Consider the following 17,272-nt stretch of genomic DNA (forward strand, 5'->3'; position numbering starts at 1 on the left):
TGTTAACAGGCCCTGGCGCTTGCTAAAGATTTACACCGGTCGCTGATCGAGTCGAGCTTAATTGATCACAAATGTTGTAAAGCGCGAGGCCGGGCGGTGTCACGCTTACTCCCGTGGCTGCCGGCAAAGGTCGCAACGGGTGAGCTGAATAAAGCCGTTCGTGGGGAGTTGCACGATTGCGGCATGGAGCATGCCGCCGCAGCCGCAAGGCTGTGGAAATCCTGTCGAGCAGCGGGCGCAGCGTCGAGCCCCGGTATGGTGCTCGTCCCAATGCACGTTCTCCAAGGTGTCTGTTGGTTGATTTGTATCGGTAATCGAGTTCATGTAATTGCGCGCTTATCTCAACTCTCGGCTGTAGGTGATGTCGTCTCGCCAATCCGGCAAGAAACAACGATCGGTAGTTGGCCGTTGCTCGCGACGCCTGCTGATTCGAGTATCGGTACAGCCTTGCAGGGATGCCCGTATGGGAGTGGATGCGGTTCCTTACGTGAGCCATCGCCCGGGACGAGTGGCGGGCGGCTCTTCAGTCGGGTTGTCAAAAAAATATCATGTAGCCTTCGTCTCCGCCATGGCAGCACAGAGTACGGCATTACCGGAGTATGTCCAGCGGGAGTTTGAGGACGATTTCAGATGCGACCGACTTGAACACGGCTTGTGCGGATGCGCTGCGGCGGCTGCCCCACACCGAACACCCGGATCGTGTCCGGTTACAAGCACCGTGGGCTCACTCGTGGCCTGATTGGTCCCAAGTACCGGCGGCGATGTGTCGGTCGAACAGGCGGTTCACGACGGCCAGGATCGCGCCCGCGGACAGACCGAACATCAAAACGCCATTGGCCGCTTCGAGTCCGCCCAGCAGCCGCCAGTGATCTGTCAGGACGACATCACCATAGCCTAGGGACGTGAAACTGACCGTGGAAAAATAAAAGGCGGTTTCGAAGTCCTGGAACTCGCCGAGTTGCAGAAACGCGAACGCCCAGGTCGCAAACTGCAGGGCGTGGCCGGCGAACAGGACTAGGACGACAATGCTGAGCACCCTTGTATCGGCCAGCAGGCTGTTGCTGGCAAGCAACATTTTCTTGCGCCGGTTCAGGAACCGCACCATCGCGACGATCGCCAGAACCTGTATAACCATATTGCCCACCAGGATCAGGCTGCCGAGCAGAAGTGACATCAGCACGAGTCATCCTCTACTTGGTTGATCAGCGGCGCTGTGGCGGCCTCGTCGGCTTCACCCGATCGCAGCCAGGTCTGAATCAGCTTGTAGCCCAAGGTGAGAACGACGGCGCCGACAAACAGGCCGATAATGCCCGACATGATCATGCCGCCGGTCGCGCCGAGCCGGATCACCAGTATCGGCCTGTCGATGCCACGGTTAAGAAGCCGCGGTTTCAGCACGGCGTTGCTGAACGACACTATGATGCTCCAGACCATGAAGATGGTTGCAACAACGGTCGTGGTCTCGACCGAAAACACCTATAAAATGGCAGGCAGCAGGGCCAACAGGGACGGCAGTTGGGCGATCGCGAGGATCAGGATCAGCAGCGTCCAGACGCCAGCGGCCGGGATTCCGACCAGCTGCACACCGGCACCGCCCATGACGGCCTGGATGGAGGCAATGCCCAGCACGCCGACGGCAACCGACCGTATCGTCGCCGAGACCGTGCCCAGCGCCGTCGTTTCACCCGCCTGCGTGTTAACCTCGTTCACGGCCTGTTTTTCTCAATGTAGCTCTGCGTCAGGAGTTTATCCCATCCCCAACATGACCCACGCAACGTTGAGGACGGGCAGGTTGAGACATCCTGTCTGACGGGCGCTCTACCAGGCATTCGAATTGTTCCTGAGTCAGAGCGACAGTACGGCAAACATCGCAGTGAGCCACGTTATGTTTTAGGGTTCGTCTTCTTGCCGGGAATGCAACGGGTTACGAGGCCGCACCGGCCGGCCAGGGTCGACGGGTCGTTTGGGCGCATCGGCGAATCCGGCATTCGCACGACCTAGGCTTCCTAGGCTTCCAGGCAGTCAGGGCGAGCAGCAGGGGTGGGCCTGCTGCTGGCCAGACTCGCAAGGATACCGAAAGCGCGTGCGCTAGGATCTGTTCGGCATCGATTCGACGGTTGAGCATAAGTTGCTGGGGCAGTATCTCAGGCATCATGCAGGAATGGCGTATTCACCTATGCTGGTAGGCGAGAGTGGCAAGCCGCGAGCGAGGCAGGCGAGCCGATATGCGCTCGCCTGCCGGTAGAAGGGCAAATTTTGGCACCGGTCTAACATGCGATTACTATGGAGGAACAGCGATGCAAATCGCAGGAAAGTCGGCTCTCATCACGGGCGCGGGCAACGGTGTTGGCCGTGCCATTGCAGTGGCGTTCGCCCGCAAGGGCGTGCGGTTGACGCTGAGCGATCGATTCGAGCAGCGTCTGCGCGAGACCGCGCAGCAGGTGGAGGATGTAAGCCGCGAAGAGCGTCCGGATGACACGCCGGAAGTGCAACTGATCCCGAGCGATGTGCCCGATTCCTGGCGCGAGCGGGTCATTCGCATGGTGTTGGAACGTTTCGGTACGCTCGATATATTGGTGAACAACGTCAGCGTGGTGCAGGGCGGGCGTCTTGAGAAAATCGAGGCCGAGCAGCTTCGTGCCCAGCTCGATGCGAATCTCGTTGCACCTATTTATTATACGCGTGCGGCCTTGCCGGCCCTCAAAGAAAGCGGTGAGGCGGCCATTATTAATGTATCTTCGGTGCTAGGGCTCGTGGGCCTGCCGTTTTATACCGTCTATACAGCCGCCAAGGCCGGAATCGCCGGCTTCAGCGAGGCGCTGCGGCGCGAGTTGGTGGGAGAAGGCATTCAGGTCGTCACGGCGTATCCCGATGCGATGGTGGTTCCGATGCAGGAGGGAACTGATCTCGGCCCGGCGGAGGGTTTCGAGTACGAACCGCCGGAGGCGCTCGCCGATGCGGTCGTCGCCGCGCTCGAGCGCGGTGAGACCGAGGTGATTCGCGGCAGCGAGACGATTGCTTCGCTCATCGAGCGGAACCGTAAGCAGCCCCAAGAAGTCGATGATCTATTAGCGCAGAAAAAAGCGGCTCTGGAGCAGTTCGCCGCCGCCCACCGTGATGCCTGAAGGGGGAGCGTCGTTGCGCGGGTTTTGTGGGTTCCGGCGCTTTACCGGAATGTAGGGTACGAGGCTTGCCGCGCCTGTTCAGACCGAACGCGCGCCCGGGTCAGACGGAAAGCGGTTCGGCCCGGATATTGTCTGGAGCGTGCCTAACTTTGGCATTTGCCGATGCGCCGACCTTGCAGGTTTTGGATCATCCGGATCTGGCGGCCCTGCATGGTGCCGGTCATATGGATGATTGCATGGTACGCCTCAGGCGAATCGAAGGTTGCGGTGCCGTCCGCTTCCAGGGAGCCTTCCCCGGTGCAAGCCATGGCCCAATCCACGGTATTGCCGGAGCGATCCATGTGGGTCGCCTTGCATGTTACGTTGCCTTGTGTCTGGGGTTTTGGAAGACCAAAATTTTGGTCGAGGTTTTCCTGCGTGACACACCGGCGGACGGTCTGAGCCGGGAGACTCATCGGCATTCCGTCGATTTGCATGTTGATGGTCGTTTCCCACAAGCCGGGGGTCATAATGTCGGACAGGTTAGGGGCCGCATGGGCGAGCGGCGGTGCGATCGTCAAGGCAAGCAGGAGCCGCATTGTGTTGAGCTGCATAGGTCGTTTATCTCCTGGAGGAAAGAGGCCTGCTGGCGAGCGCGCCCGCTTCGTCCACGCCACGTGCATACAGCGAGACCCCAAAACCAATTCCACGCCAGCGGCTGCTGCCGCAGGCGCGCTCGCAGTCTCGCTCAATATTGCAGCCGGTGCCAAGTATTCGTGTTGCTCGAGGAGCGCGTCGAGGGTTGGTCAGCCGCGGCCCATCCGCGCGTCGAGTCGAGTTAGGCCGCGCCGGACTTCAGTCGCACCAGCTTTTGAACGCTCGACTGTTGTTTTTTGTTCGGCATGGGGCCGGCGGTCTGCGGGGAGCAGCATTAAGGAAGCTTGTTCGTTCGATAACCGCCCTTCGACCATTCTCCGAGCTGGCTTGTCGACGCATGAATGGAATAAATAAAAGTTTTCTTCAGCGGTTCAGATTGGTATGACAGCATGGGTTTTTTTCTATGACAACCCAGCACTAAGGAAGTCCTGATTTATTCGTCACGCCGGCGAAGGTCGGTTCCAGGCTTTTAGTTTTTTGGATTACGCAAACCTTCCCTGGTTTGCGCCCTCCGGGCCTGCCTTCGGCAGTTCAAATCCGTCCTACGGATTTGTCCGGTTTTCGTCGGAATGACGAGAAGCTAATTGATTCAGGGATTTTCTAACGGTAACAGGATGAGAGAACGGAAATGGCGGTAAGGTATCAGGAAATAACAGACAGGTTAGAAAAATTCATTAACGAGCAAAAAGTATTTTTTGTCGGAACGGCGACGGCAGACAGCAGGATTAATATTTCTCCAAAAGGTTTGGATACTCTGCGTATTGTCAACAAAAACCGAGTGGTTTGGCTTAACGTTACGGGAAGCGGTAATGAAACTGCGACCCATGTTCAAGAGAATCCGAGAATGACGTTGATGTTCTGCGCTTTTGAAGGCAAGCCGATGATTTTGAGGCTATATGGAAAAGCAAAGGTCATCCATCAGAACGATCGGGAATGGCAGGATTTGTTTGCTTTATTCAAGCCTATTCCAGGATATCGGCAGATACTCGACCTGTCGGTGGACATGGCGTTGACGTCGTGCGGTATCGGCGTTCCCTCTTATCATTATGTTGGTGAAAGAGATATGTTGGAAGATTGGGCTATAAGAAAAGACGGAGAAGACGGGACAGGGATAAGAAAATATTGGGAAGACAAAAATCAGTTCAGCATTGACGATATACCGTCTCATATAATGGAAAAAAATACCTAAGCTGCGTGCTGTAATGTAATTCAGATGGAAATTCTAGATTATACGGATGCTGACGTCGCGGCAATCTCGCGCCTTTATTATGAGACGGTGCGCTTGGTCAATATACGTGATTACAGTCTAGAGCAGGTGGCGGCTTGGGCACCTGAGATTTATTCTGACGATTTTTGGAAGAAGCGCTTCAAGAATTATCGTGTGTTCGTGGTGAAAGAAAAAGGACAGGTTGTCGGTTTTGCGGAATTCGAACACACGGGGCAGATCGATTGCTTTTATGTTCATCATTTGTGGCAGGGGCAGGGGGTTGGTTCAAAGTTGCTGAAACGAATCGAACATGAAGCACTTAGTGGGAACATAAGGCGGTTGTTTGCCGACGTTTGCATAACCGCACAGCCGTTCTTCAAACTAAATGGATTTGATGTAATAGAAGAATTAGAAAGAGCTTATAGAGGCTGTTCATTCAAACAATTCTTCATGGAAAAGACGCTTTCATGCGTGGGTTCACGAGCGGTATCCTGGGTATGACCAGCCGTGGCTGGAGCGGTGGCCAGCCCCAAGTATTTGGGCGGTTGGATTACCGCTAGCATCCATTGGCCCTGGATCTTTATAGCGTCGCGCTGGAATCGCACCCGATTGCGGGCTAGTTTGCTGGGTGAGGCAGTGCGGCGTGCGGGGGCAGCGATGTACCAGTCGATCGTCTTGGCCTTCGATGGCAGTGTGGAGGGGCGGGTGGCCTTGCAGGAGGGCGCTGACCTCGCCGTGTACTGCTCGGCGCGAACTTATCTTGTAGCGGTTTTGGAGCCTCCCGCGGGGATTGCTTTGATGGAGGGGATCTATCCGGTCGAGGTGCTGGAGCAAGGCCAGGAGGAAGTCCAGCGCGTGATCGCGACGGGGGTCGGAATCCTGCGCGATCGCGGTTTACAAGCCGAGGGACGACTCGGAGTCGGCGATCCGGCCGAGCAGATCAGCCGTATTTCCCGAGACGTCGCAGCGGACCTGGTCGTGGTCGGGCATCGGCGCTGCAGTGCGCTTGCCCGTTGGTGGCGCGGCTCGCTTGGCCGCTCATTGCTCGATGCTTTGGACTGCAGTCTGCTGGTCGTAATGGCAAGCGCCTCGACCCCTAAAGATTTCTTCGAATAGAGCGTGTTATGAGCTTCTGATCGGGGGCGGTGCCGAGGCCTGTAGAATGGCGCGATAACTCGAAAGCCCTATCCCACAGATGTCAGCGACCAAGAATGGAGCTTCGCGGCGCCGTACCTGAGCCTCATGAACGCGTCCGCGCCGCAACGCCGGCACGACCTGCGCGAGGTCTTCAATGCCCTGCGTTGGCTCGTGCGGGGCGGGTGCGCCGTGGCGACTGCTGCCCAACGACTTTCCGCCCTGGGCGGCGGTCTACCAGCAAAGCCGGCGTTGGGTCGATTCGGGCTGCTTCGAGGCCATGGTCTCGGAGCTGCGCTCGATCATCCGCGTGGCACAAGGACGCTAAAGCCAGCCCAGCGCCATGGTGATGGATGGTCGCACGCTGCAATCCAGCTGCGAGAGCGGGCCGCGCGCCGGCTACGATGGCTATAAGCGTCGCCGCGGCAGCAAGGTGCACGTGGCGGTGGACACGCTGGGGCATTTGCTGGCCGTGCACGTCACGCCGGCCAACGAGCCGGAGCGCGCGCAGGTGCGGCTGTTGTGCGAGGCCGTGCAAGAGGCCACGGGCGGCACCGTCAAGCTGGCCTAGCCCATCTTTAACGCTCTCTGCCTGATTTCGGGCTGATTTGGGCGTGTATGCGAAGAGAAGTTATTGATTCGTATAGTGGCGAGGGTGGCGCGCTGGATGTAGTGCCATAATATTTGTTGTTATCCCTTGTGCGGAGCGCCCGCCCACGCTAGCCTCGCGGGCATGTTCATCCGCCGCACCCAGACCCGCAGCACGGCCACCGGCGAGTCGTATGTCACGTATCGTCTGGTGCGCTCCGAGCGGCGCGCCGGTAAGGTCCGCCAGCGCACCCTGTTGAACCTGGGGCGGCACTTCCCAGTGGCGCAGGCACACTGGTCGGCGTTGTGTGCGCGCATCGAGCAACGGCTCAGCGGCCAGGCGGCGCTGTTCGACGAGGAGGGGAAGGGCCTCCCGCTCGCCGTCGAGCGCCAGGCCGAGCGTATTGCGGCGCGGCTGCTCGCCGAGCAGGGCGGTACGCCGGCACCGGCCGATGCTGGCGGTGTACCCGGCGGTGGGGGTGACGTGCAGTCGGTGGACGTGGACTCGCTCTCACTGGTGCGCCCGCGCTCGGTGGGCGTCGAGCAGCTCGCCCTGTGGGCGCTGCGCCAGGCGGGCTTGGAGGAGCAGCTCCAAGCGCTGGGGCTGACCGGCCCGCAACGTGCGGCGGCGCTGGGGCTGATCGTTGCCCGCATGGCCGCCCCGGGCTCGGAGCGGGCGACGTATCAGTGGCTCGCCCGGCGCAGCGGCCTCGGCGAGCTGCTGGAGGTGGACTTCGAGGCGATGAGCCCGATGCAGCTCTACCGTACCTCCGATATCCTGCTGCGCCACCGCGCGGCCCTCGAAGGGCATCTGTTCGCCCGGGTGAGCGATCTGTTCGCGCTCGCCCCGACAATCACGCTCTACGATCTGACCAACACTTACTTCGAGGGCGAGGCACCGGTCAATCCGGCCGCGCGCCACGGCCACTCCAAGGAGCGGCGCAGCGACTGCCCGCTGCTCACCCTGGCGCTGGTGCTCGATGCTGCGGCTTTGTGCGCCGCTCGCGGGTCTTCGCTGGCAATGCGGCCGAGGCGCAGACCCTCCAGGGGATGCTCACCGGCCTCGCGGCGCCCGCCGGCGCGCTTGTGGTCATGGACCGCGGGGTGGCCACCGAGGCCAACCTCGCCTGGCTGGCCGAGCAGGGCTACCGCTATCTGGTGGTCAGCCGCGAGCGCCGCCGCGCGGTCGATTTTAAAGAGGCCATCACCCTCGACAACGCCGGCGGGCAGGCCGTGGAGCTACTCAAAGTGCCCTCGGCTGATGGCCAGGAGGTGCGCCTGTATTGTCGCTCCGAGGGCCGCGTGCGCAAGGAGCAAGCGATCGCCGGGCGCCTGATGGACCGCTTCGAGGCTGGGCTCGACAAGCTTGCGACCGGACTCAGCCGGCGGGGCACCACCAAGCGCATCGACAAGCTCTGGGAGCGCATCGGGCGGCTCAAGGAGAAAAGCCGCGGCCTCGGCCAGCACTACCACATTGAAGTGATCGCCGGTGACAGCGGCGAGCGCGCCCGTGCGATCCACTGGCAGCGCCTGCCCGTGAAAGGCTCTCTGGTCACCGAGCCGGGCGTCTATTGCCTGCGCAGCAACGAGACCGGCTGGGACGAGAAGACAATGTGGCGCACCTACATCATGCTCACCGACCTTGAGGCGGTCTTCCGAAGCCTGAAATCGGAGCTCGGCCTGCGCCCGATCTTCCATCACAAGGAAGAGCGCGCCGAGGGGCACCTGTTCATCACCGTGCTCGCCTATCAGTTCGTCCAGCTCATCCGCCACTGCCTCGCCGCCCACGGCATCTGCGAGCGTTGGAGCACGCTACGCGATACCCTCGCCGGCCAGTGCCGGGTCACCGCCACGTTCAACCGCGGCGATGGCCGCACCCTGCACGTGCGCAAGGCCACCCGCGCCGAGCCCGATCAGGCGCGAATCTATCAGGCCCTCGGGGCCGATCCCGCCCCGGGCGGCGTGCAGAAAACAATCGTGTGAGCCCGCTGATTTATAAAATGAACGTAATGTAGTGCCACTCGCCGCCGCGGCCGATCTTAACTCTCTGAGTATCGCGAAGTTATTTTTGGGGACGTTAAACTTGGGCTAGGTGGATCAAGGCTACACGGGCGAGCAGGCCAAGGAGGCGGCGTAGGGCAACGGCATCGAGCTGCACAGGTGGTCAAACTGCCTGAAGCCAAGAAAGGTTTCGTAGTGTTGCCCCGACGCTGGGTGGTGGAACGCAGCTTCGGATGGCTGGCGCGGTTTCGCTGGCTCGCCAGAGACTACGAGCGTTTGCCCACGGTCCTGAGTGGTCTGCATTTCCTGGTCTTCGCCGTGCTCATGCTGCCAGCGGCCCTCTCCCTTCGGTGAAGTATTTTAAAAGAAGCCAGTTAATGAAAAAGCGGCGGCCAAATGGCCGCCGCAAGTCTGATTCTGCATTCAAGTATCCGCTCGGCGCAGTACGTAATCGAGCCACAGTCCGGCTAGCCGATCGGAGAGTCGATTCTGTTGCTGGCGCGCGGAGAGGTTGTCGAGGTCGATCCAGGACAGCGGCTGATCTTGGCTGGCGCAGGAGAAAACCGGACGGGTACGCTCGCCGTTGTCAGGGTCGATTTGCCATTGTAAACATTGAGCGCAGACGCCTTTGAGCATGCACTGCATCGGGCTGCCGACCGTGCCAAAGGCTTCCACGTTCGGTTGAAAGTAGGGCTTTAATGTGTCCTCGAGTGCGCGCTGGAAGCCGGCCAGCAGTCCCGTGCCGCCCATGACCATAATTCGGTCCACCGTGTGCAGCGCGATCGCCGGCGCGCTTGCGGGAGGGATCTCGCCATCCCCGTAGCGGCGCACCACCTCGATCATATCCGTGGCGACGACGCTACTGTCCTGGACGCGGCGAGCACGAACCCTGGGTTCTCTGGCTGTACACCAGATGATCTGATCGGCACCGGCCTCCAATTCATCTTGATGATCCACCTCCGCGGCGTTGCCGAAAGCAGCGACGTAGAGCACTCGGTTACCGGCGGCCCGCAGGGCCGCGCCGATATCAAGCATGACCGCAGCCCCCCAACGGCCCGCCACCACCAGAATGGTCTTCTCCTGGGGTATATCGGTTGGCGCACCTGTGGGACCCATCAAGACCAGCGGCGCATTGGCCTGTAAGCGTCCGATCAGGCGTGCCGCAACACCCCACTGCAGGACAATGAGCCGGATCATGTCGTCTCTAACGCCCGTACCGCTCACCGTGAGCAGCGGCACCTGCAACCGGGTGCCTGCCACGACGGGGCTGTTCGATTCGAACGTCTGCAGGCGAAAGAATTGGCCCGGTCGGAAGTTATACGCTGCCAAGGGGGCGCGCACCCAAAGCTCCACCAGTGCCGGGTTGAGTTGTTTGACTTCGACTACCCGGGCGACCAGCAGCCGATCCATTCGTGCCAGGAAAGCCTCGGCTGCGCCTACTGCCGGGCGGTCATAAATGGCATCGAGCACTTGCGGGTAGCTGCGTTTTGCCGAGGCGATTGCTTTTACCACGCTGCCGTGGAAGGCCGGATGGGTATCCCCAAGGAAGGTCACCCGCCGGCCGTTTTGACTGTACGATGTGAACGGGCCGAACTCCGGCGATTTGCAGTGACTTGCCAAGCCCACCGGCTGGACACCGTTGGGGTGGGCGATGTGGGGCAAGAAGTGGTTGCCATCGAGCGCAAAGGTGCCGGGGTATTCACGTTCATATAGGGTGTTGGGAACCGTGCCGGCGGCGACGAAAATCGACCGAGCCGGCAAGGTCACTTCCTCTCGCGTGGCCAACCAGCGACCTTCCTCGCGTTTCATACGGCGGCACACCAGGCTCTTGACGTGGTCAAAGCCGTCTACTTCGACATAGAGCGGCTCGAGACCTTCGGCGTAGAATAGGCCTTCCTCGGTTGCCTTGCTCACTTCTTCGTGGTTGCGGATGTAGGCTGGCGAGGCGTTGAGTCCCTTGCGATAGGCGACGGTCACGCCACCCCACTGACGCAGCAGTGTGCTGAAGTCCGGGGCCTCAGCGGCGGCCGCTGCCCGCTCGCGCTCGGCCCGTACCGCCGCCCCGTGCTCGAGGAACTCGGCTAGCGTTGCACGGTCCTCGGCGTTGAGTCCGGTGACGACGGACTCCGCCCCGAGCTCGGCGACGAGTGCTTCGTAGCGCCCGAGAATTTTTTCCACCTGCTTGATGTAATACGCTTGGACCTCGGTTGCCGTATCGATGCCGGTGAGTCCGCCGCCGATGACTACGGACGGCAGTCGGACCTGGAGATTGGCGAGGCTGGACGCTTTGGCGGCCCCGGTGAGCTGTAGGGCCATGAGGAAATCGCTGGCTTGGCGCATGCCTCGCGCTAGGCTGTTGCGCATGTGGAGGACTCGCGGCAGACCTGTCCCAGTGGCGTTGCAGACATGATCGAAACCGAGCCTCCAAGCATCCTCCAGGGTAATGGTTCCGCCTAGGCGGACTCCGCCGTAGACTCGAAAGTTCGCCCGGCGTGCCAGCGACAAGTAGATCAGCTTCAGGAAATTCTTATCCCAGCGCACGGTGATGCCGTATTCGGCTACGCCACCGAAACCGAGCAGGATGCGCTCGTCGAGGGGCTCCTTTAAGTCCTCCCAGCGCTCTATGGGATTTTCCAGAATTGTGCGTGGCAACGGCTCGATTTTCAGGCCGTCGATGCCCACTACTGCGCAGCCTTCCATGGTGAGATGGTGAGCCATGGTAAAGCCGGCTGGTCCCATGCCGGCCACTAGGATGCGTCGGCCGTTGTCCGGCTGCTGGAGGTATTGCTCCTGACGCAGCGGATTCCAGCGCGTGAGCAGATGATAGATCTCTACTCCCCACGGCAGTTCCAAGACATCCGTCAGGACACGGGTTTCGATCTGGGGGATGTTGACCGGAGTTTGTTTCTGGTAGATGCAGCTTTTCATGCAGTCATTGCAGATGCGATGCCCGGTCGCCGGCACCATGGGGTTATCCACCATGACCACCGCCAATGCGGCGATTGTCTGGCCGGCACGCTTGAGCACGTGCATCTCGGAAATCTTCTCCTCGAGCGGGCAGCCGGTGAGTGTTACCCCCAGGGGGTCAGCCTTGAACTCGAGTTCGGGGTGATCTTTTTTCTCCGGGAAGCCCTTGGAGCAGAAATCGCCGTTGTGCTCATGACAGTAAACGCAATAATGGATTTCGCTGTGCACGCTGCGTGCATCCATCCGTGCATCGGTGAGCTCAAAGCCGTCGCGTCGGCGCCAGCGTATGGGATGGGTCTGTAAGCGCACCGTGCCGTGGGCGTCCACCCTCTGCAACGCAACCAGCCGCGCGTGATCCAAGCGTTCGGGCAGAGCGAAGCTGACCCAGTCGGCTAGTTCGGATCGAGCCTTAGGGTCGGTGCGAGCGAGTTTGCACCAGTGGGTTACCCGCTCGATTGAAGCTGCATTGGCCATTGGATCCTGCAACAATCCCATGGCGTAGTCGGCCACGGCACGTTCCCGATCGGCGGCATTGGCAATCCGGGTATCCAGCCAGTCATTTAGGTTTTGGAAGGTATCCGTGACGGGCTGGCGAAGTTTTTTGACTCGCTTAATAACGAACTCTTGCTTGAACGCCAGCACCGCATCATGGCTGCGCAGCGCGGCCTGTGCTTGCTCGGTTGCGTTGGCAATACCGAAGAGATCGGCAATGAAACGCTCAAGATGCGGGGCGAGTGTAAGCAACAATGCGCTGGTTGCGATCGGGCCATCGGTACCGCTGCGGCGGTATGTGGTGAGTTGCTGGGCCAACGGTTGAGAAATTTTGCCAAGATAATCGCGAAAGGCTGTATCCAAACGCGCTAGGCCAGCAGCTGTTTGCAACTCGGTAAAAGTAAGACCGTGGCGGGTGAGGGCGGTTTCCAGGCTCATCGGCATCAGCATAGGGGCTAGGGTGGCGGCGCAGTGGTGTTCGCCGGGAGCGCCCTATAGTGTGGACCTTAGGCAAGGCCATCAAGCCACAGTCTGCGCGGTTTTCCCTATGATGCCTGCGAGCGGCACGGCGATTGCCCGGTTGAGGCGGCGCGCCCCGAGGGGCTTTACAAAAAATTGCCAACCATCCAGGCCGCCTGCCTTTCTGACAAGGGGTAATCCCCCGTTACTCGATATCGTGCACGCGGACCTAAACGATTGGCAATCTTGTCTTCTTTAGGGTTATTTTGTTTTTACAGGCGGTTCTCAGCTATCGAATCGGTTCTCGAATATCTTGACTTGCTCTTCCACTAAATCCTTGGGAAGTCGGTACCTTTCATGAATTTTATTAACTAGCATGTCCCGGCGACCGTTGATCTGCTGCAACTCCTCTTCAGTCAGCTTGCTCCATAGTATCCGCACTTGCCCTACATGCCGCTGCCAATCTCCTTGAACAGTATCCCAGCCCATAGTTAATCTCCTAAATGTATGTCTATACGTAGAAAATTTAAGAAATCCATTTGCTATCAATGCTGTTCCTGGCTTTAAAAACTCATCCATCATTGGATGGTTTCTGTCAAAAAATTGGCTCTTACGTAACGTATGTAAAGCATCACCTCATCAGCTAATGACCTAACAAGATATAATTTGATAGCTAAAAAATACCTCTTTGTACACCCCTTTTGGTCCGCTCTGCTTACGCTCCCTACCTGCTACGACTGCAATAGGCAGATCAACGTCACCATTCCCTAATAAAAAAGAAGACCTTCGATAGAAGGTAGCTCAAAATTTATTTTTTGCAAGAGCAAATGCAGACTAAATAAATTGATATATTTTTAGTGAATGTATTTTAGGCCAATACATAGCAAATTTTAATTAAGCATATAAAAGTTAATTACTATATTGAAATGGCATATTCTGCACTGGGAAGCGGCCCAAACAAGTGGGCCGGTTCTCATAATAGTTAATTTAAATCAGAAGCTTACAGTGAACCCACCCTGGAATACGTTCTCGCGGAGTTTCGCCTTTAAGGTTGTTCCGCCCAGGTCCTTCCATTTTTCTGACTGGTAAAAGCTGTGCGTATACTCGATGCGGAAGGTAACCATGTCCGAGAGCGCCCACATACCACCGGCCCCGGCCCGTATACCGTTAAGCCTCTGGCTATCAGAGTCTCCATTGAGACGCGCCGTACTGTTCAACCATTGCCAGCCGACCCGGCCGTAGAGTAGGGCTCCCGGGACTATGCGTCGCCCGAACAACACAGACGCGCCGTAGGTCTCTTCGCTCTCCAACTTCAGCCCGGCGCCATTCACGCTCACATTACCGTCGGCGGTGCTGGTTGCGGCGTTGAGTTCCACCGCGCCGTAAATATCGTGGCCTCCCCACATGCTCCATCCGCCGACGACTCCGGCCCGTGCTCCCACGAGTGCAAGAGAATCTACTTTGGCTGTGCCACCGCCAAGGCTTCCAGACCAATCGAGGTCCGTGCTCTGGTATCCCCCGACGACACCCACATAAGGTCCGGCTGAAATAGACGCCGCTTCAGCGCCGGCCGTGAAGGCTACTGAGGTGCCGCACCCGATCACGACCGCTGTCCTTGTTATTCCTTGTAATATGCCTCTCATCCAAACCTCCCTGGCGATTTCAGCCGATTCTTAACTTGTGTCTTTAGCGGGCCCCTCCGCCCGCGACCCCTGCCGTCTATTTGCAGGACGCGACCGTTTCGTTCTTTTTAATTACCATGCTGAAATTCGCGGCGATGGGAATAGGTTCAAATTTTGGGTATTCCTGCCCGAATCCGATGCCGCACATCGAGCAGTGCGGCATACTGTCGGGGGCAACCGAGTGGTCGTATAGCAGTGTGGTGTGGTTGTTTCCCGAGCGTGAGGCGCTGGTCTCGGTAGCGGTGAAGTTCGGCAGCGCCGCTGCTCCCCCAAGTCGTGGGTTAGCGGTGTTTATCCCGCGCGGCGGCGGTGTAGGGCAACGGCCAGGCGTTTGCGCCCCCACTCGCCGGGTGTGGGCTCGAAGACGCCGGGCAAGCGGGCGCCGCAAAAACGGCAGTCGCCGTGCGCATCCACATTCCAGGTGGAGAGCTCATACCAGTCGCGGCCGATCAGGCGCTGTCCGCAGCGTTGGCAATAGGTGCTGCCGCCGTCCAGGTCATGGACATTGCCTGTGTAAACGTAATGCAACCCGTTGGCTATGGCGATGTGCCGGGCCCGAGTCAAGGTCTCTGGTGGGGTAGGCGGGGGGTCGCGCAGCTTGAAATCCGGATGGAAGGCCGTGAAGTGTAATGGCACCTCGGGACCGAGTTTCTCGCACACCCAACGGCTGAGAGCATCGAGTTCGCTGGGCTCGTCATTGTGTCCAGGGATCAGCAGGGTAGTGATTTCGAACCAGACGCTGGTTTCGTGTTTCAGGTACTGCAGCGTTTCCAGCACTGGTCCGAGCGAGGAGCCGGTCAGCTTGCGGTAGAAGCGCTCCGTAAATGCTTTAAGATCGATATTGGCGGCATCCATGTGTCGATAAAACTCCACGCGCGGTTCGGCGCACATGTAGCCGGCGCTTACGGCCACGGCCTTGAGGCCGTGCTCATGACAAGCCTGTGCGATGTCGATGGCGTATTCCAGAAAAATGACCGGGTCGTTATAGGTAAACGCCACGCTACGGCAGCCGGTCCGTAGCGCCGCGGCGGCCAGTTCCTGCGGTGCCGCTTGGTCGGCTAGGGTGTCGAGTTCCCGGGATTTGCTGATGTCCCAGTTCTGGCAGAACTTGCAAGCGAGGTTGCAGCCGGCGGTGCCGAAGGAGAGCACCGGTGTTCCGGGCAAGAAATGGTTGAGCGGCTTTTTCTCAATCGGATCGATACAAAAGCCGCTGGAGCGTCCGTAGCTCGTCAGCACGATCTGTTCGTCCTGGCAGGCGCGCACGAAGCACAGCCCACGCTGACCGTGCTTGAGCTTACAGGCCCGTGGGCAAACGTCGCATTGGATACGCCCGTCCTCCAGCCGGTGCCAGTAGCGGGTGGCGATGGTATCGGCCGCAAAGAACGTGTGCTTGGCTTCCGCGAGTGGTTGCTTCATTTCGTTCCTCTCATTTGAAAGTGTCGTCGATACAGCTATAACGTCAATACCAAAGCTTGATCTGATTGGGTGATGCTGTCCTGGCGCATCAAGCTGAGCACGCCGCCACCCGCGTGGCGTATAAAATGTCGCGGGTGGCGGCCGCGGAGGGAGAGGTCGACCAAGAGCCATGGCGAGAAAAGTGCGCGAACCCGCTGTCGCCGAGCTGTTTTATCCCGGCGAGGCCGAGTCGCTGCGCCGGCTGTTAGGCGAGCTGATGAGTCGCCCGGTTGCCGAGCCTCACACACCGAAGGCGCTAATCGTGCCGCATGCGGGCTATGTCTTTTCCGGCTCTACGGCGGCTGCGGCCTATGCGCGGATCGCACCGGCGCATGCGCGCATCGAGCGGGTAGTGCTGCTGGGCCCCGCCCACCGGGTGCGCTTTGCGGGCCTCGCCGCCCATACCGGAGATGCTTTTTTGACCCCGCTGGGCGAGGTGGCGCTGGATGGCTCGGCGCTAGGGCGGCTCGCGGATCTCGCGTATGTGAGTTTCTCGGACAAGGCGCATGCCGAGGAGCACAGCCTTGAGGTCCAGGTGCCGTTTTTGCAATATCTGCTCGATGATTTTCGCCTCGTGCCGTTAGCGGTGGGTGATGCGAGCGCCGAGGCGGTGGCAGCGGTGCTGGAGCGTCTCTGGGGTGGTGCTGAAACTCTCGTCGTCATCAGTACCGACCTCAGCCACTATCATGACTACGAAACCGCTCGGCGGTTGGATAACCGGACCGCGGAGAACATTTTGGGCAAGCGCCCTGAGGCGATCGGCTATCAGGACGCCTGTGGGCGCACCCCCCTCGTTGGGTTGCTCGAGCTGGCACGCCGCCGGGAGCTGCGTATCGAGCAGCTCAGGCTCTGCAGCTCGGGCGATACCGCCGGCAACCGCCAGCGAGTAGTGGGCTACGGGGCTTTTGCGGTTTATGAAAATTGACTCCGCAGAGCGCCAGCGGCTCCTGGAGCTCGCCCGGGCCAGCCTGAGTCACGGTTTGTCGAGTGGCCGCGCGTTGCCGATTGCGTTGCAGGAGTGGCCGGCTCATCTGTGCGAACCGGCTGCCAGCTTTGTCACGCTGCGGCGAGCCGATCAGTTGCTAGGCTGTATCGGCAGTTTGGAGGCGCGCCGCCCGCTGGTGCAGGACATCGCCGAGAATGCCTACGCGGCCGGCACCCGTGATCCGCGCTTCGCTCCATTGCGGCCGGCCGAGCTCGCGGAAGCCGTTGTGGAGATCTCGGTGCTCACTCCGCCGCAGGCGTTGAGCGTGGCGAGCGAATGGGAGCTGCTGGCGCAACTCCGACCCGGTGTGGATGGTCTGATCCTGGAGTGGCAGGGGCGCTGCTCGACCTTCTTGCCCACGGTTTGGCGCCAGCTGCCGCGACCAAGCGATTTTCTGGGTGGGCTGCGGCTGAAGGCGGGTCTGCAAGCCGAATTCTGGGCCAGTGGTGTGACGTTTTATCGCTATCAAACGATCTCTTTCCGGGAGGAGAACATGCCGCGCTGTCAGACGGGGGCTGGGGCTCCGAGCTGAATGCGAGGC

At 59.7% G+C, this 17,272-nt stretch carries 14 protein-coding genes and 3 pseudogenes; 9 read left to right on the forward strand and 8 right to left on the reverse strand.

What is annotated here, in order from left to right:
• Window positions 1-724: 724 nt before the first annotated feature.
• From NB231_RS00385 to NB231_RS16520, 3 genes are read right to left on the reverse strand one after another with little or no spacing between them, the layout of a single operon-like run.
• Window positions 725-1,174, reverse strand: coding sequence for a potassium channel family protein (locus NB231_RS00385; RefSeq protein WP_004998655.1), 450 nt, complete (start codon window positions 1,172-1,174; stop codon window positions 725-727).
• A complete protein-coding gene (locus tag NB231_RS16515; RefSeq protein WP_232210355.1) occupies window positions 1,174-1,434 on the reverse strand; it encodes a hypothetical protein in 261 nt (86 codons plus the stop codon). The genes NB231_RS00385 and NB231_RS16515 overlap by 1 nt, the downstream gene beginning before the upstream one ends.
• A 42-nt stretch (window positions 1,435-1,476) precedes the next feature.
• Window positions 1,477-1,710, reverse strand: a complete 234-nt coding sequence (locus tag NB231_RS16520) for a hypothetical protein (RefSeq protein WP_004998659.1) — start codon at window positions 1,708-1,710, stop codon at window positions 1,477-1,479.
• A 587-nt stretch (window positions 1,711-2,297) separates the two neighbouring features.
• On the opposite strand from NB231_RS16520, the gene NB231_RS00395 reads away from it, so the two are divergent.
• Window positions 2,298-3,125 carry an SDR family NAD(P)-dependent oxidoreductase gene (locus tag NB231_RS00395; RefSeq protein WP_004998661.1) on the forward strand — a complete coding sequence of 276 codons (828 nt, stop codon included), beginning with the start codon at window positions 2,298-2,300 and terminating at the stop codon, window positions 3,123-3,125.
• Window positions 3,126-3,268: 143 nt separating this feature from the next.
• Here NB231_RS00395 and NB231_RS00400 read toward each other — a convergent pair whose 3' ends face one another.
• Window positions 3,269-3,718, reverse strand: coding sequence for a DUF3617 domain-containing protein (locus tag NB231_RS00400; RefSeq protein ID WP_004998663.1), 450 nt, complete (start codon window positions 3,716-3,718; stop codon window positions 3,269-3,271).
• Between the two features lie 671 nt (window positions 3,719-4,389).
• Between NB231_RS00400 and NB231_RS00405 the strand changes: the two genes are divergently transcribed.
• The 6 genes and pseudogenes from NB231_RS00405 to NB231_RS00430 form a co-directional block, all read left to right on the forward strand.
• Window positions 4,390-4,950: a pyridoxamine 5'-phosphate oxidase family protein gene (locus tag NB231_RS00405; RefSeq protein ID WP_004998665.1), complete on the forward strand. Its 561-nt coding sequence runs from the start codon at window positions 4,390-4,392 to the stop codon at window positions 4,948-4,950.
• Window positions 4,951-4,974: 24 nt separating this feature from the next.
• On the forward strand, window positions 4,975-5,469 hold the full coding sequence (locus tag NB231_RS00410; protein ID WP_004998669.1) for a GNAT family N-acetyltransferase: 495 nt from the start codon (window positions 4,975-4,977) through the stop codon (window positions 5,467-5,469).
• A 156-nt stretch (window positions 5,470-5,625) separates the two neighbouring features.
• On the forward strand, window positions 5,626-6,084 hold the full coding sequence (locus NB231_RS00415) for a universal stress protein (RefSeq protein WP_004998672.1): 459 nt from the start codon (window positions 5,626-5,628) through the stop codon (window positions 6,082-6,084).
• Window positions 6,085-6,138: 54 nt separating this feature from the next.
• Window positions 6,139-6,670, forward strand: a pseudogene (locus tag NB231_RS17240) (IS5 family transposase); the annotation flags it as partial.
• A gap of 165 nt (window positions 6,671-6,835) precedes the next feature.
• Window positions 6,836-8,673, forward strand: a pseudogene (locus tag NB231_RS20405) (IS1634 family transposase).
• A 112-nt stretch (window positions 8,674-8,785) separates the two neighbouring features.
• Window positions 8,786-9,045, forward strand: a pseudogene (locus NB231_RS00430) (transposase); the annotation flags it as partial.
• A gap of 69 nt (window positions 9,046-9,114) precedes the next feature.
• Here NB231_RS00430 and NB231_RS00435 read toward each other — a convergent pair.
• The 4 genes from NB231_RS00435 to amrS form a co-directional block, all read right to left on the reverse strand.
• Complete coding sequence (locus tag NB231_RS00435; RefSeq protein WP_040662664.1) at window positions 9,115-12,588, reverse strand: FAD-dependent oxidoreductase; 3,474 nt, start codon at window positions 12,586-12,588, stop codon at window positions 9,115-9,117.
• A 306-nt stretch (window positions 12,589-12,894) separates the two neighbouring features.
• Window positions 12,895-13,191, reverse strand: a complete 297-nt coding sequence (locus NB231_RS00440; protein ID WP_232210357.1) for a CsbD family protein — start codon at window positions 13,189-13,191, stop codon at window positions 12,895-12,897.
• Window positions 13,192-13,601: 410 nt separating this feature from the next.
• Window positions 13,602-14,252: an outer membrane protein gene (locus tag NB231_RS00445; protein ID WP_040661472.1), complete on the reverse strand. Its 651-nt coding sequence runs from the start codon at window positions 14,250-14,252 to the stop codon at window positions 13,602-13,604.
• A 330-nt stretch (window positions 14,253-14,582) separates the two neighbouring features.
• Window positions 14,583-15,707: an AmmeMemoRadiSam system radical SAM enzyme gene (gene amrS / locus NB231_RS00450; RefSeq protein WP_004998689.1), complete on the reverse strand. Its 1,125-nt coding sequence runs from the start codon at window positions 15,705-15,707 to the stop codon at window positions 14,583-14,585.
• Window positions 15,708-15,876: 169 nt separating this feature from the next.
• On the opposite strand from amrS, the gene amrB reads away from it, so the two are divergent.
• Both amrB and amrA read left to right on the forward strand, forming a co-directional pair.
• Entirely contained in the window at window positions 15,877-16,671 is a 795-nt protein-coding gene (gene amrB, locus NB231_RS00455; protein ID WP_004998692.1) for an AmmeMemoRadiSam system protein B, read from the forward strand.
• Window positions 16,661-17,263, forward strand: coding sequence for an AmmeMemoRadiSam system protein A (gene amrA, locus NB231_RS00460; RefSeq protein ID WP_004998693.1), 603 nt, complete (start codon window positions 16,661-16,663; stop codon window positions 17,261-17,263). Before amrB ends, amrA begins: the two co-directional genes overlap by 11 nt.
• Window positions 17,264-17,272 lie beyond the last annotated feature (9 nt).

This window comes from Nitrococcus mobilis Nb-231 (assembly GCF_000153205.1).
Classification (GTDB): Bacteria; Pseudomonadota; Gammaproteobacteria; order Nitrococcales; family Nitrococcaceae; genus Nitrococcus; species Nitrococcus mobilis.

What these genes read in the sequence shown, in the direction of transcription:
- NB231_RS00410 (WP_004998669.1), top strand. Translation starts at nt 4,975, where the DNA reads ATGGAAATTCTAGATTATACGGATGCTGACGTCGCGGCAATCTCGCGC.
- NB231_RS00385 (WP_004998655.1), bottom strand. Translation starts at nt 1,174, where the DNA reads ATGTCACTTCTGCTCGGCAGCCTGATCCTGGTGGGCAATATGGTTATA.
- NB231_RS00440 (WP_232210357.1), bottom strand. Translation starts at nt 13,191, where the DNA reads ATGATGGATGAGTTTTTAAAGCCAGGAACAGCATTGATAGCAAATGGA.
- NB231_RS00405 (WP_004998665.1), top strand. Translation starts at nt 4,390, where the DNA reads ATGGCGGTAAGGTATCAGGAAATAACAGACAGGTTAGAAAAATTCATT.
- NB231_RS00400 (WP_004998663.1), bottom strand. Translation starts at nt 3,718, where the DNA reads ATGCAGCTCAACACAATGCGGCTCCTGCTTGCCTTGACGATCGCACCG.
- amrS (WP_004998689.1), bottom strand. Translation starts at nt 15,707, where the DNA reads ATGAAGCAACCACTCGCGGAAGCCAAGCACACGTTCTTTGCGGCCGAT.
- NB231_RS00415 (WP_004998672.1), top strand. Translation starts at nt 5,626, where the DNA reads ATGTACCAGTCGATCGTCTTGGCCTTCGATGGCAGTGTGGAGGGGCGG.
- NB231_RS00395 (WP_004998661.1), top strand. Translation starts at nt 2,298, where the DNA reads ATGCAAATCGCAGGAAAGTCGGCTCTCATCACGGGCGCGGGCAACGGT.
- NB231_RS00445 (WP_040661472.1), bottom strand. Translation starts at nt 14,252, where the DNA reads ATGAGAGGCATATTACAAGGAATAACAAGGACAGCGGTCGTGATCGGG.
- NB231_RS16515 (WP_232210355.1), bottom strand. Translation starts at nt 1,434, where the DNA reads ATGGTCTGGAGCATCATAGTGTCGTTCAGCAACGCCGTGCTGAAACCG.
- NB231_RS00435 (WP_040662664.1), bottom strand. Translation starts at nt 12,588, where the DNA reads ATGAGCCTGGAAACCGCCCTCACCCGCCACGGTCTTACTTTTACCGAG.
- amrB (WP_004998692.1), top strand. Translation starts at nt 15,877, where the DNA reads ATGGCGAGAAAAGTGCGCGAACCCGCTGTCGCCGAGCTGTTTTATCCC.
- amrA (WP_004998693.1), top strand. Translation starts at nt 16,661, where the DNA reads ATGAAAATTGACTCCGCAGAGCGCCAGCGGCTCCTGGAGCTCGCCCGG.